Below are 12,948 nucleotides of genomic sequence, written 5' to 3'. Positions count from 1 at the left end.
GGCTCAATTTTTGAGAATCCATTGAAGATTAAACATAAATAAAAATGAAGAAAATCATTATCATATTATTCGTATTACCATTTATTACTTTTGCTCAGTCCATAAAAGGAACCTTCTCTCCTGCAGAAAATTTTACCTATGCTTTTTTATATAAAGCAACTCCAGAAAGTGCAAATTACGTTGACAGAGGACAACTCGATGAGCAAGGTCAATTTGAAATAAAACTTACAGACTCCTTAGAAGCAGGTATCTATAAAATAGTATATGCCACACCACCAGAAGAAAATAATTTCGATTTTATCTATGACGGTAAAGAATCTATTAATTTTAAATTTAGTCAAGAAAACGGCGTAGAATTCACAGAATCTGAAGAAAATAAACTCCTAACCTCTTACACCAAAAGTATAGAAATGGTTAACTACACCATTAGCAATTACTACACTAAAGACAATGCAGATAAAGCGGGTTTTGAAGCCATATTTAAAACATTAAAAGACACGCAATTAGCATATGAAGACTTGGCAAAAGACAAGTTAGTCCTTAGCTTTATTGTTGCCAATAGACCTTATATACCAACCCAATATGAGGACATTTCAACCTACTCTAAAAATTTAAAAAAGCACTATTTGAGTCAAATTGATTTCTGTAATTACTTATTACAAAGTTCTACGTTTTTAACGGACCGCGTCACTGCTTACGTATTTAATATGGTAGAAAATCCAAGTAATAGCACTTACAAATCTCACATTGATGATGTGGCCAAAGCGATTTCTTCAGACAATTTAATTATTAAAACGAGCTTATTAGAAATGTTATGGCAACATTTTGTGGGTGCAGAAAACCATGAAGTTGCCAATTACATTACTGATAGTTATTTATTAGAATTAGCAATTGCAACCCAAAATAAAGTGTTAGAAGAAATGGTAACTTCATTTAAAAACACCTCTATAGGAACAAAAGCACCAGACTTTAATATTACCAGTAATGGACTAAACACCAGCTTACATCAATTAGATGGTGCAGAATACTATTTACTTGTATTTTGGAGTAGTGCATGTGGTCATTGCTTAGATGAACTACCAAAGGTTAAAAATATGGTCTCTAACAAACCCAACCTAAACGTTGTAGCATTTGGTTTAGAACGCGAAGACAATAATTGGAATAGAGAAATAAAAAACTATCCTAATTTTATACATCAACTAGGATTAGGTAAATGGGAAAACCCAATCGTTAAAACCTATGGTGTTTCTGCAACACCAATGTACTTTTTATTAAGTGCAGATAAAATAATTATGGCAAAGCCATATGATCTTAAAGACTTAACTGTGCTAGTAGAAGGATTGAAATAGTACAGTAAAAGAAAACGCTCAGTAAAACAAGTGTTTTAACTGAGCGTTTTGAAACTAAATAACCAACCAAAATTTAGCTTCTTGTATTTTCTCTTGTATTCTCTACTTTCTTAGTTTTTTGATTACGTTTTTTCTGGGCGTCATATTGAATATTAGATTTACCTTCCGTTGGTGCATCTCTATAATATTGAATATATCCTCTACCTGTAAATTCATAAAGTGTACCAGAATCTGAGTGATACAACTCTATCTTATTATCATTAATAACGCTGAGTTCAAAAAATTCATTGTCAAAGAAATCATAATCTAATGTTAATGTTTTTTGGTATATATTATTGTACACATCGCCTACACCATAATTCCCTGTAAAATCCCAGTATATAGAATTGATATAGTTAACATTAGAGTCTTGCGAGCTTCTAAACGTATCGTCATTTCCTCCAGACAAAAACTGAAGATAATTTTCGTTATCAAAATCATTTAACGCACCATAATTACTTGTATATGTTTTTTCCCAAGCTTCATATTCTTGTAAGAAATAATGAATGTTATCATAAAACACATAATCATAGTCAAAATTAGAACGTTGGTAGCCATCTAAAAAGTAAGATGTATCATTAAATGGGTTATACAATTCAATAGTATTATGATCAATTTGGTACACATCAAAACTATCATAACCATCTATAATATGGTTAACGTCTAAAATCATATCATAAGCATCATAAGAGCCAATTTCTACACCATAACCATTACCTTGATTGCCGATACCTACTAAATTATTGTTGGCATACATTAATCCATTTTTAAAAGACACTGTAAAAGCAATCTGTAAAAAAGGGGTTTCTCCGTAACCTTGTGTTTCATTGATATCTACATACCATAAATCATAAGAGTTTAACAACTGATTTAATGATATTGAAGGTTCATCTATATAATGGACGTCTTCTACATAACAAGATGTAAAAAGGGTTGCAACAAAAGTAAATCCTAATAGTAATTTTAAAGTTTTCATAATCTAACGGTTTTAAGGTTATATTATGTAGAGTTTCAAAACCTGTGCCAAAAAATTAATTCGTATACAAAACTACGATGACGCTAATAGAGCTAAAATGAAACAAAGACCATTATAATAAAGGCTAAACACTAATATCTTATCAAAAAAATACGAATAATTAATTCTATAAATTTTCCTTACTTTTGATTTATAAACTTGAAGACATTCTATGAAGAATACCACAAAATACGCAGTTTTTGGTGCAGGAAGTTGGGCAACGGCAATTGTAAAAATGTTATGTGAAAACCAAAGTGAAATTGGCTGGTATATGAGAAGTGTTTATGCGAAAGAGCATATCCTAAAAGAAAAACACAATCCTAGTTACTTGAGTTCTGTAGAGTTTCATACTGAGCAATTAAAATTAAGTAATGATATTAATGAAATTGCAGATTGGGCAGATGTTCTCATTTTTGTAATTCCATCCGCATTTATTCATGCAGAGTTAGAAAAATTAAATACAGACATTAGCAATAAAACAATTGTATCTGCTGTAAAAGGTATTATGCCAGAAACCGGAAAATTAGTAGGAGAACATTTTCATGATGCTTACAATATCCCGTTTGAAAACATTGCCGTCATTGCTGGTCCTTGCCATGCAGAAGAAGTGGCTTTAGAGCGCTTGTCTTATTTAACGATATCCTGTGCTGATGCAGAAAAAGCACAAGACATTGCCGATAATTTATCTAGTAATTATATAAAAACTAAGATTAGCGATGACATTATTGGTGTAGAATACGCTGTGATGCTCAAAAATATTTATGCAATTGCAGCAGGTATTGCACACGGTTTAGGCTATGGTGATAATTTTCAAAGTGTATTGATGAGTAACTCTATTAGAGAAATGAAACGCTTTATTAAAAAAATGCATAAGATGAAGCGCAATATTAATAACTCAGCATACTTAGGCGATTTATTAGTAACCGGATATTCTGTGTTCTCTAGAAATCGCATGTTTGGTAATATGATTGGCAAAGGCTATACCGTAAAATCTGCTCAAATGGAAATGAACATGGTTGCAGAAGGTTTTTATGCGACCAAAAGTGCGTTTGAGTTAAATAAAAAGAACAAGAAAAAAACGCAGCTTCCAATTATCAACGCAGTTTACAGTATTTTATACGAAGGAAAAGACGCTAAGAAAGTCTTTAAGAAATTAACAGATAAGTTAGATTAGATTTTGAGAAACTGATGACTTGGTAAGTACCACAGTTGTAAAGCACTTAACAGAAGCCTGTGAAAAAAATATTAATCATACTACCAATAATAATATTAAATTTTTCATTGTTAAGCTGTAACGATAAATCTTTAAAAATATCTGAATTAGATCTTTTAGATTTCAATCAAGCGAGCATATTAAAAAATGATATAAAGAAGACACTGTTGATATCGGGATTTGATACAGCACTTTATAAAAAGAACGATACAATTGAAATCATCGAATATAATAGAAGCGGAAAAATTAAAAACGTATGGAGAAAATCTTTTATGTATAGTATATATGAAGAATATGAATACGACTCATTAAACCTTGAAAAACAAAAAATATTTTTTACCGATTTTAAAGCTATTTTTAATTTTCGCTATGAATTTGATAGCGATAGCTTAATCCTCTATAAGTATTATACAACACCTTCTATTGGAATTTCAAAACAGGATATTTTAAAACCAGCAGCTATTTTTAAATTCAAAAATCATGGAAAAATTAAAGAATCTTCTCAGTTTCAGAATAACGATCATGGCAAGGGTAAAAAGCGCATTACAAAATACAATTACGACACAAAATTGAATATATTATCTACAAAAGAAATATTATACGAACCAAATGATAACGACGATTCATCATTGAGTTCTAACGCAATAACCGACTATTATTATTCTAATAAAAAACTTGATTCGACGTTAACAACTATCAGCTGGATAGATAGAGAAAATCAAAAGCAGAGTTATACACGTAAAGTAGTATATAACCAAAAAGGGTTAGCGTTAAAAGCAATTACTATGGATAGTTTAATTATATATTACAGACATATTAAATAAAAACTACGGTAACACCTTTTATAATTAATGGCTAGTACTGGCTTATTTATAGAAGTCTTCTCTGATTTTCCGTACGGTTTTTATTTGCTATCTTTTGTACTTTAAATACAAAACCATTACTTAACTAAAACACCACGTAATTGCATTAAAGGCACCGTTTGCAAGGCCTTTTCATTAATCGTGTTTTTTCTAAATACATAGGTCTTATCAAACATCTGGTTGCCTTCAAAAAATGTAATTTTAAACTCGTTATTTAGTTCTAGCACCTTTTCTTGAAGATATTCAATTTTAGCATAGCTTCTCGCTGGTAATTTAGCAATGGTATGTCGCATTAAAGGTGTTAATTTCTTATCGTTATAACCTCTAGATACAATAAGTACTGTTTCTAAATCCTTATCGCTATTATTAATGATATAAGCGTTCCAGTCTTGCGTTTTATATTCTAAATGTTGCTCTTTTACGACGGCGACATGAACGTCTTTTACTTCTGGTATGTTTATGTCTTTTTTCATCACTGTCTACATTTTCAAATTGTAGTCTCTACTTTCTAAAAATAGTTACTATAAAAGAACTCTTACTACAATGAACTCTTAAACTGCTCTAAAAACCTAACATCATTTTCGCTTAACAATCTAATATCACTGATCTGATTTAATAGCATAGCAATACGATCTATTCCCATACCAAAAGCGAAACCTGAATACGTTTTAGAATCTATGCCGCAGTTTTCTAAAACATTAGGATCTACCATACCACAACCCATTATTTCTAACCAACCTGTTCCTTTGGTAATTTTATAATCGGTTTCTGTCTCTAAACCCCAATAAACATCTACTTCTGCACTCGGTTCTGTAAACGGAAAGTAAGATGGTCGTAATCTTATTTTAGATTTCCCAAACATTTCTGTCGTAAAATACTGAAGCGTTTGCTTTAAATCTGCAAAACTCACATCTTTATCAATATACAATCCTTCTACTTGATGGAAAAAACAATGTGAACGCGCTGATATGGCTTCGTTTCTAAACACACGACCTGGTGATATTGTTCGTATAGGTGGTTTGTTATTTTCCATATAACGTACTTGTACTGAACTTGTATGGGTACGCAATAAAATATCTGGATCGGTTTGAATAAAAAATGTATCCTGCATATCTCTAGCCGGATGATATTCTGGTAAATTTAGTGCTGTAAAATTATGCCAATCATCTTCTATTTCTGGACCTTCACTAACATTAAATCCTATACGCGAAAAGATATCAATAATTTCATTTTTCACTATAGAAATAGGATGCCTAGATCCTATGGCAATAGGTTCTCCTGGACGCGATAAATCTCCATAAATCCCCTTATCTTCTTCTTCACTTTCTAAAGCTTCTTTTAAACTATTAACTTTGGCTTCTGCTGTATTTTTTAGCTCATTGATGATCTGACCGAATTCTCGCTTTTGATCATTGGCTACATTTTTTAGTTCGCTATAAAATGCTTTTAAATGTCCTTTTGAACCTAAATATTTAATTCTAAAGGCTTCTACTTCTTCTTTAGATTGGGTTTTAAAGGCTTCTGCTTCTGCTATAAGTTCTTTTATCTTGTCTATCATCTTGTGCTGAATTTAATTCAGTATCTCTATAAGAGTCGGCAAATTTAGTTTTTTTTTACGAGTTATTGTAGTTGAATGCCTTTGAAACTAGTCTATATATTCCGTTTCTACAAAATAATTTACAATAGCCTCTTTCATTAATACGCTCTGCTCTCCTGCTTTTAGATGTGGTAGCTGCGCTAAAACTTTGTAATGTGGCCAACCATCATCATCGACATAATCAAATTCGTAAAATCCATAGGGCTCTAAAACTTTACATATCGCTATGTGCATTAAATCTAACTTGTGATCTTTTTTGTATGCTCTATGCAATTGTCCAAGTTCTTGTACTCCGATAAGGTAAATTATAGAATCGAGATCTAATGTATCACCATCTGCAAATTGGTTTGAGAGTTTTTCTACCACTAAGTCCCATCGCTCTTTTAATTTTTCGTCTCTTGCCATTTTATTTGTTGAAAATTTAAAACATAGAAAACCGCGTTTTCTTTTCCTTTCATCATTTAGAGTTCAAAGTTAATAAACTAAAGTATCTTGATTTACGTTATTTTACTAAAATGACAAAATTGATGTACTTTTGTCTAAACCGCTAGTTGTATGAGTATTATTGATATTGTTTTAGCTGCCTTATTATTGTTTGGGTTTATCCGAGGTTTATTTAAAGGCTTATTTGTAGAGGTAGCCTCTTTAGTTGCGTTGGTTTTAGGAGTCTATGGCGCCATTCACTTTAGTGGTTTTGCTGCAGGCTTTTTAGAATCAAAGGTAGATTGGGCCGAGAGAACCATTAATATCGTTGCTTTTGCTATTACGTTTGTGGTGATTGTATTGGCCATTGGTTTAGCTGGCAAAGCATTAACCAAACTCGCAGATTTTGCAGCATTAGGTATTATTAATAAACTAGCTGGAGCCGTGTTTGGCGCACTAAAAATAGGTTTAATCCTAAGCGTTGTTTTAATTGTTTTTCATAAAATGAACAATACCTTACCTTTTATGGAAAAAGAAGATTTAGAGAAAAGTATGCTTTACAAGCCCGTAAAATCGTTGGCACCACTGATTTTTCCTAATTTAATTAAGAGTGAAGACGAGCCTATCATTAGAGAGCCGGAAGCATAATAAAAGCCACTCTTACGAATGGCTTTATATTTCAATTAAAAATAGTTTAAGAAATAACGTTCTACAACATTTCTACCTTACCAGTTTCTAAGCTATAAACGCCTCCAACTATTGCAATTTCTCCGTTGTCTTCCATTTCTTTTAAAATTTCAGATTTTTCTCTAATACGATCAATAGTTAACTTCACATTATTCTCAACTGTTTTAGCTACAAATGTTGCGTTTGAAGAATTTGATTCGCCTTCAACTTCATCTTTAGATTTTTCTACAGCTGGTTTAATATTATCTAGCATTGCAGTAATATTTCCTAATTCTACACCATCACATGCTGCTTTAACTGCACCACAACTTTGATGACCTAATACTAAAACTAACTTACTTCCGGCAGCTTTGCAAGAATACTCTAAGCTACCAAGAATGTCTACATTCTCAAAATTACCAGCAACTCTGGCTACAAAAATATCACCAATCGCTTGGTCTAAAACAGTTTCTACAGGTACTCTTGAGTCGATACAAGATAAAACCACAGCCTTAGGAAATTGTCCTCCTGTAGTTTGGTTAACTAACGCCGAATTATCAGCACCTTCTAATTTTCCGTTTGTAAAACGTTTATTTCCTTCTAATAAATCTTGTAATACACTATTTGGCGTTAATGCACTTTGAACGTCTTTTGTAATTGCTAAATTTCTCATTTTGAATTTAATTTTATTTCAGAATATCATATTCATATGATGTCTGAAGTTAATAATTTTTTTTATTTAATATTTATCTTCAACATTTCTTTTTACCCAGTCTAAACAGGATTTGAAATTTTCGAAAACATGCTCATTTGGAATAAAATCTGGAATAATATCTATGCGTTCCATCATATATCTTGGCTGTTTAAGAAGACCGACAAATAAGACTTCAACATTATTCTTCTTTAGTTCCTGAAGCATATCCTCCATGGCATATAAACCAGATTGATCCATATACTGCATACGTCCTAATCTTAAAATTACAGTTTTAGCCGTTTGTGGTATCTGCTCGGTTAACGCCTGAAAATCGCTTGTAGAACCAAAAAACAATGGTCCTTTAACATGTTTAATAAATACCTCTTCTTTTAAACGTTCGGGAAATTTACCTTCATCTTCCCAGGCTTCTTCTTTTAGAGATTTTACATCAGAGCGTTCCGCTGTTAAATCACCTATTTTCTTCATAAACATTAGTGATGCTATAACTAAGCCAATACCTACTGCATAAATTAAATCCCAAAATGTAGATAATACTAAAACAACCAACATTATTAATACTTCTGAACTTAATTTTAGAGGTCCAAATTTGATGTCCTTAGGTAAGCTTGGTATAGCTTTTAAACCTTTATAATCCATAACACCAATGCCAACAGTAATCAAAATACCTGCTAAAACGGCTGCTGGTATTTTTGAAGCCACATCACTCAAGGCTAGCATTATAAGCAGTAACATTACACCTGCAATCATACCAGACAATTTGGTTTTTCCTCCTGCATTAATATTAACTACGGTTCTAATGGTGGCACCTGCGCCTGGAATGCCTCCAAAAACGGCTGCGATACTATTCCCTATACCTTGGCCAATTAGTTCTTTATTTGGTCTGTGTTTAGTTTTCGTCATGTTATCCGCAACTACACTTGTTAACAATGAATCAATTGCTCCCAAAAGCGACAAGGTTAATGCTGTAAAAATGTATGGTGTAACACTCGTTAAACTAAACGTTGTAAACATTTCTAATCTAGGAACTGGTATGCCTCCAGGAATTTGAGAAATAGGTCTGTAACCTAATTTAAAACCATAGGCAATTCCTGACATAACAACAAGCGCAACCAATGTACTTGGGATCAAAGTAGTAATACGTTTAAAGCCATAAATAATGAATATAGTTCCTAATGCCAAAGCAAACTCTAACCAATTAATGTTCTTTAACGCTCTTGGCAAAACCTTAATAGCACCAACTGTACCAGAAGCTTCTTTTGCTGCTAAGGTTTGTGATTCCGTTAAGATTTGTGCTTCTGTAATTTGATCGGCTCGTTTTATGGTTTCTTTAAAATTTTCAAGTACTAAAATACCTTCGCCAGCTTCTTCCTTTAAAATATTTTCGAGTATTACCTCCTCAGCTTGTGGCTTAAAATTTTCTACAAATGCCTCATCTTCTTTAGGATAATACCCAATTGATGGTAATATTTGTGTTAATAGAATAATAACACCTATGGCCGTCATAAAACCAGAAACCACAGGGTACGGAATGTATCTAATATATTTTCCTAAACCTAAAAAGCCCAATCCTATTTGTATTAGTCCGGCCATTAAGAATACTATTAGAATAGCTGGTAACGCTTTTTCTATACTGCCATCATTAGCTGCAACTACACCAGCAATAACAACCATACTTACAGCCGTCATTGGCGCTGTTGGCCCAGAAATTTGAGTCGCTGTGCCGCCAAAAAGCGCGGCAAAGAAACTGATAAAAATCGCACCATAAAGACCTGCTTCTGGTCCTAAACCAGACGAGACACCAAATGCTAACGCTAAAGGTAAAGCGACGATACCTGCTGTAATGCCACCAAAAGCATCGCCTTTAATGTTTGAAAATAAGTTTTTCATGTCTTCGTTTTTCGTCTTACGTCTACCTTACTTAAATTTTTTAAAAATTTACAAATGCAATCAAATTAATTTGATCTCTTCCTGAAGTTTCAAAAAACTGATTCATATAGCCTAATTCCATTCGTAGTGATGTCGAAAATTTATAACCTAAACCACCATAAACTCTATTTCTATCGAATATAGACGTCTCGGTATTTAAAAAAATCTCATTATATAATGATGCATATAAAGGATTCTTGCCTTCTTCTTTATTTTGAAGCGGTATATTAACACCTAAAAAGTATCGAAAACGCATTTTAAAATCATCTTCTACAAAACGTTGCTCAAAACGATAACGATGATTTATACCAACATTACCTATTTTTTGCTTAGTCGTAAATTGTTCAAAAATACGATGCTCATTTACGGATACCTTATCATCAGTATCTCCAACATAGTTTTCAGATAAGATGTAGCCATATCCTAATAACAAATTGTTATTTTCAGTAATGTTATAACCTAATCCTGTACGTAATAACAACTGTTCTAAATCACCAATTACATTATAATTTCTATACTGAACTTCGTGGTGAATATTCCACTTATCATTGACTTTTTTGTTTCCAATATAAATAAGCCAATTTCCTAAACTGCTATCTTGTGCAAGCGAAAAAAAAGAAATACAAAATGCTAAAGTTAACAGTACTGTATTGATTTTGAATTTCATATTTACAAGCTTAATGGATTGTTTGATTTTGTTAAAAGTATTGTAACATTAATCTTATTTATCATTCGCTTTATATCTTCTTTGGCAAATAATGACTTGGTTTTTTTAATAGATTTTTCTCTGTCTATACAAAACAGATTAATTTTATTTTTTACTAAATAATTGGATAAATTATTTACTACGTTTTTATTTTTATCAAAAACGCATTCTTCTATTTGCTTATTGGAATGTGTATAAGTTTGCTCTGTTTTTGCTGTCTTTTTAGAAATTCTAAACGATGTAATTTTTCTAGAAGTATATGGTAAAAAACCTTCTGCAAAGGAAACATTTGTAGTTTCTTCATCAGAATTTAAAACACCTAACGTTAATTCTTCGTTTGGTTCTAATGGATTATTTTCTGCCGTAATCATTAAGAGACCGTTATGCTTTTTTAAAACATAATCTGTTATATTGTTTCCTACAAAATTGATCGCTTTTGGCTTTCTTTTTCCTATCACAATAACATCTGGCTGGCAATCTTCGATATAGCTACTAATTTCGTTTTTCACGTTACCATATGAAAAACTATACGTTATATTTACTCCAAATTCTTCATAAATTGGATTTATATACGCCTTAATAGCTTTATCAACGGTATTATAGTCTTGATTAATGACGCGCATTGCAGAAAATTGATTTTCTGCAACTACAACTTCCGTCGGTTTTTTTACATAGAATAGCTCTATGTCAGCGTTTATTATTTTAGCTAAACATACAGAATTTTTTAAAATGCTGTCAGACATATTACCAATATCCGACAGCACCAAAATTTTATTTTTATCCATGCTTTTTTTAGCTTAAACTCATATTAGATTTTGGTTTTAATTGAAAAAATTCAATAAAACTTGGTGGATTTTCTACAATACCTCGCTTAGATATTAATTTAATATCAATATTTCTTTCTTTTGCTTTGTATGCAAAATCTTCTAATATTTCAATAATATCATAATCTAAATATCTTGTTTTTCTTACATCAAATTCTAAATATGTATCTCTTGGCAAACTGTCTAATTCTTTTAAGATAGCACCTTTGTTAAAGAATGTAACTTCTTCCGCGAGTTCCATCTTTATTTTATGCCTACCATTACTTTTATCTTCAATATGAAGAAAATGCGAGTTTTGGTAACTCTTTAAAAGAATCACAACAATACCTACGGCTAGACCTAAGCCAATTCCTACTAATAAGTCTGTAAAAACTATTCCTAATACTGTAACTACGAATGGTACAAATTGTTTCCAACCTAGTTTATACATCTTCATAAATAATGCTGGTTTAGCTAATTTATAACCTACAATTAATAGAATTGCCGCTAGTACAGATAACGGAATTTTATTTAATAACGTTGGTATTAAGATTACTGAAATCAGTAATAAGAATCCGTGAATAATTGCAGACATTTTACTCTTTCCTCCCGATTGTATATTTGCAGAACTTCTAACAATCACTTGTGTAATAGGAATACCGCCAACTAAACCAGATAATATATTACCTGCGCCTTGTGCTAACAACTCTCTATTTGTTGGTGTTACATTTTTGTTAGGATCTAGTTTATCCGTAGCTTCTACACATAACAACGTTTCTAAACTTGCTACCAATGCAATTGTGAAAGCCACTATCCAAACTTCAGGATTTGTTATCGCAGAAAAATTAGGAAAACTAAATTGACCTAGAAATGAATCAAAACTATCTGGCACTGGTACTCTTACCAAATGTGTTTCTGCTATAGCGAGAGATTCACTAGATTGTGTAAAAATAAAGAAAACAATACCAACAACAACTGCTACTAATGGCCCTTGAATAATTTCAAAAAACTTCCCTTTTTTCACCAGCACATTACTCCATAATAATAAAATACCTAAAGATATAAAGCCTATTACCATTGAACCGATAATAAGATTATCAAAAACATTCCAGAGCGCAGAAAAGGTATTTTCACCAGAGGACTCAAAAAAGCTATCGGCTCCTTCGGGCTCGGCATCATATCCAAAAAAGTGAGGTATTTGTTTTAAGATAATAATAATACCAATACCTGTTAGCATACCCTTAATAACCGATGATGGAAAATAATATCCAATAATCCCTAGTTTTAAAATTCCAAAAATTAATTGAATAACGCCTCCTAATACAACAGCAACAAGGAAATTTTCATAACTTCCTAACGTACCAATTGCGGTTAATACAATTGCAGCTAATCCAGCTGCAGGTCCACTGACACCAATTTTAGAGCCACTTAAAGACCCAACAACAACACCTCCAATTATTCCGGCAATTAACCCAGAAAAAAGTGGTGCTCCACTAGCTAATGCAATACCTAAACATAATGGTAATGCAACGAAAAATACTACGACACTTGCAGGCAAGTCGCTTTTTAATGTTTTAAACATATTATATAATGATTTTTACTATTGAGGCTTCTCAATAGATGATTTAATAAT

13 protein-coding genes are annotated in these 12,948 nt (G+C 31.9%); 4 read left to right on the top strand and 9 right to left on the bottom strand.

All coding sequences use genetic code 11. The features are described 5' to 3' along the window. The first annotated feature begins 44 nt into the window (after window positions 1-44). The gene (locus tag HNV08_RS02060) at window positions 45-1,349 is read left to right on the top strand and encodes a TlpA family protein disulfide reductase (RefSeq protein WP_173279443.1); all 1,305 of its coding nucleotides are present in this window, start codon (window positions 45-47) and stop codon (window positions 1,347-1,349) included. Between the two features lie 73 nt (window positions 1,350-1,422). Here HNV08_RS02060 and HNV08_RS02055 read toward each other — a convergent pair whose 3' ends face one another. Beyond that, a complete protein-coding gene (locus tag HNV08_RS02055) occupies window positions 1,423-2,364 on the bottom strand; it encodes a nicotinic acid mononucleotide adenyltransferase (RefSeq protein WP_173279442.1) in 942 nt (313 codons plus the stop codon). Window positions 2,365-2,575: 211 nt separating this feature from the next. Between HNV08_RS02055 and HNV08_RS02050 the strand changes: the two genes are divergently transcribed. Both HNV08_RS02050 and HNV08_RS02045 read left to right on the top strand, forming a co-directional pair. Continuing rightward, window positions 2,576-3,577 (top strand): NAD(P)H-dependent glycerol-3-phosphate dehydrogenase, encoded by a 1,002-nt coding sequence (locus HNV08_RS02050; protein WP_173279441.1) that lies wholly within the window; start codon window positions 2,576-2,578, stop codon window positions 3,575-3,577. A 59-nt stretch (window positions 3,578-3,636) separates the two neighbouring features. Continuing rightward, window positions 3,637-4,440 (top strand): hypothetical protein, encoded by an 804-nt coding sequence (locus HNV08_RS02045; RefSeq protein WP_173279440.1) that lies wholly within the window; start codon window positions 3,637-3,639, stop codon window positions 4,438-4,440. A gap of 116 nt (window positions 4,441-4,556) precedes the next feature. Here the strand turns inward: HNV08_RS02045 and HNV08_RS02040 are convergent, their stop codons facing one another. The 3 genes from HNV08_RS02040 to HNV08_RS02030 all read right to left on the bottom strand — a co-directional run bounded on the left by HNV08_RS02040 (window position 4,557) and on the right by HNV08_RS02030 (window position 6,481). Beyond that, the gene (locus HNV08_RS02040) at window positions 4,557-4,952 is read right to left on the bottom strand and encodes a hypothetical protein (RefSeq protein ID WP_173279439.1); all 396 of its coding nucleotides are present in this window, start codon (window positions 4,950-4,952) and stop codon (window positions 4,557-4,559) included. Between the two features lie 65 nt (window positions 4,953-5,017). Next, a complete protein-coding gene (pheS, locus tag HNV08_RS02035) occupies window positions 5,018-6,037 on the bottom strand; it encodes a phenylalanine--tRNA ligase subunit alpha (protein WP_173279438.1) in 1,020 nt (339 codons plus the stop codon). 87 nt (window positions 6,038-6,124) lie between these two features. Next, entirely contained in the window at window positions 6,125-6,481 is a 357-nt protein-coding gene (locus HNV08_RS02030; RefSeq protein ID WP_173279437.1) for a hypothetical protein, read from the bottom strand. 150 nt (window positions 6,482-6,631) lie between these two features. Between HNV08_RS02030 and HNV08_RS02025 the strand changes: the two genes are divergently transcribed. Beyond that, a complete protein-coding gene (locus HNV08_RS02025; RefSeq protein ID WP_173279436.1) occupies window positions 6,632-7,147 on the top strand; it encodes a CvpA family protein in 516 nt (171 codons plus the stop codon). A gap of 61 nt (window positions 7,148-7,208) precedes the next feature. Here the strand turns inward: HNV08_RS02025 and HNV08_RS02020 are convergent, their stop codons facing one another. From HNV08_RS02020 to HNV08_RS02000, 5 genes are all read right to left on the bottom strand, one after another. Then, window positions 7,209-7,838, bottom strand: coding sequence for a carbonic anhydrase family protein (locus HNV08_RS02020; protein WP_173279435.1), 630 nt, complete (start codon window positions 7,836-7,838; stop codon window positions 7,209-7,211). 66 nt (window positions 7,839-7,904) lie between these two features. Beyond that, window positions 7,905-9,767 (bottom strand): SulP family inorganic anion transporter, encoded by a 1,863-nt coding sequence (locus HNV08_RS02015; protein WP_173279434.1) that lies wholly within the window; start codon window positions 9,765-9,767, stop codon window positions 7,905-7,907. A gap of 40 nt (window positions 9,768-9,807) precedes the next feature. Beyond that, complete coding sequence (locus HNV08_RS02010; RefSeq protein ID WP_173279433.1) at window positions 9,808-10,473, bottom strand: DUF2490 domain-containing protein; 666 nt, start codon at window positions 10,471-10,473, stop codon at window positions 9,808-9,810. A gap of 2 nt (window positions 10,474-10,475) precedes the next feature. Then, entirely contained in the window at window positions 10,476-11,297 is an 822-nt protein-coding gene (locus HNV08_RS02005) for a universal stress protein (RefSeq protein WP_173279432.1), read from the bottom strand. A 7-nt stretch (window positions 11,298-11,304) separates the two neighbouring features. After that, window positions 11,305-12,897 carry a SulP family inorganic anion transporter gene (locus tag HNV08_RS02000; protein WP_173279431.1) on the bottom strand — a complete coding sequence of 531 codons (1,593 nt, stop codon included), beginning with the start codon at window positions 12,895-12,897 and terminating at the stop codon, window positions 11,305-11,307. Window positions 12,898-12,948: the final 51 nt, after the last annotated feature.

The sequence above is a fragment of the Winogradskyella eckloniae genome (genome assembly GCF_013249045.1).
In the GTDB taxonomy this organism is placed as follows: Bacteria; Bacteroidota; Bacteroidia; order Flavobacteriales; family Flavobacteriaceae; genus Winogradskyella; species Winogradskyella eckloniae.
The sequence above is the reverse complement of the archived record's forward strand: the minus strand, read 5'-3'. Positions and strand labels throughout refer to the sequence as shown.

What these genes read in the sequence shown, in the direction of transcription:
- HNV08_RS02060 (WP_173279443.1), top strand. Translation starts at nt 45, where the DNA reads ATGAAGAAAATCATTATCATATTATTCGTATTACCATTTATTACTTTT.
- HNV08_RS02055 (WP_173279442.1), bottom strand. Translation starts at nt 2,364, where the DNA reads ATGAAAACTTTAAAATTACTATTAGGATTTACTTTTGTTGCAACCCTT.
- HNV08_RS02050 (WP_173279441.1), top strand. Translation starts at nt 2,576, where the DNA reads ATGAAGAATACCACAAAATACGCAGTTTTTGGTGCAGGAAGTTGGGCA.
- HNV08_RS02040 (WP_173279439.1), bottom strand. Translation starts at nt 4,952, where the DNA reads ATGAAAAAAGACATAAACATACCAGAAGTAAAAGACGTTCATGTCGCC.
- pheS (WP_173279438.1), bottom strand. Translation starts at nt 6,037, where the DNA reads ATGATAGACAAGATAAAAGAACTTATAGCAGAAGCAGAAGCCTTTAAA.
- HNV08_RS02030 (WP_173279437.1), bottom strand. Translation starts at nt 6,481, where the DNA reads ATGGCAAGAGACGAAAAATTAAAAGAGCGATGGGACTTAGTGGTAGAA.
- HNV08_RS02025 (WP_173279436.1), top strand. Translation starts at nt 6,632, where the DNA reads ATGAGTATTATTGATATTGTTTTAGCTGCCTTATTATTGTTTGGGTTT.
- HNV08_RS02020 (WP_173279435.1), bottom strand. Translation starts at nt 7,838, where the DNA reads ATGAGAAATTTAGCAATTACAAAAGACGTTCAAAGTGCATTAACGCCA.
- HNV08_RS02015 (WP_173279434.1), bottom strand. Translation starts at nt 9,767, where the DNA reads ATGAAAAACTTATTTTCAAACATTAAAGGCGATGCTTTTGGTGGCATT.
- HNV08_RS02010 (WP_173279433.1), bottom strand. Translation starts at nt 10,473, where the DNA reads ATGAAATTCAAAATCAATACAGTACTGTTAACTTTAGCATTTTGTATT.
- HNV08_RS02005 (WP_173279432.1), bottom strand. Translation starts at nt 11,297, where the DNA reads ATGGATAAAAATAAAATTTTGGTGCTGTCGGATATTGGTAATATGTCT.
- HNV08_RS02000 (WP_173279431.1), bottom strand. Translation starts at nt 12,897, where the DNA reads ATGTTTAAAACATTAAAAAGCGACTTGCCTGCAAGTGTCGTAGTATTT.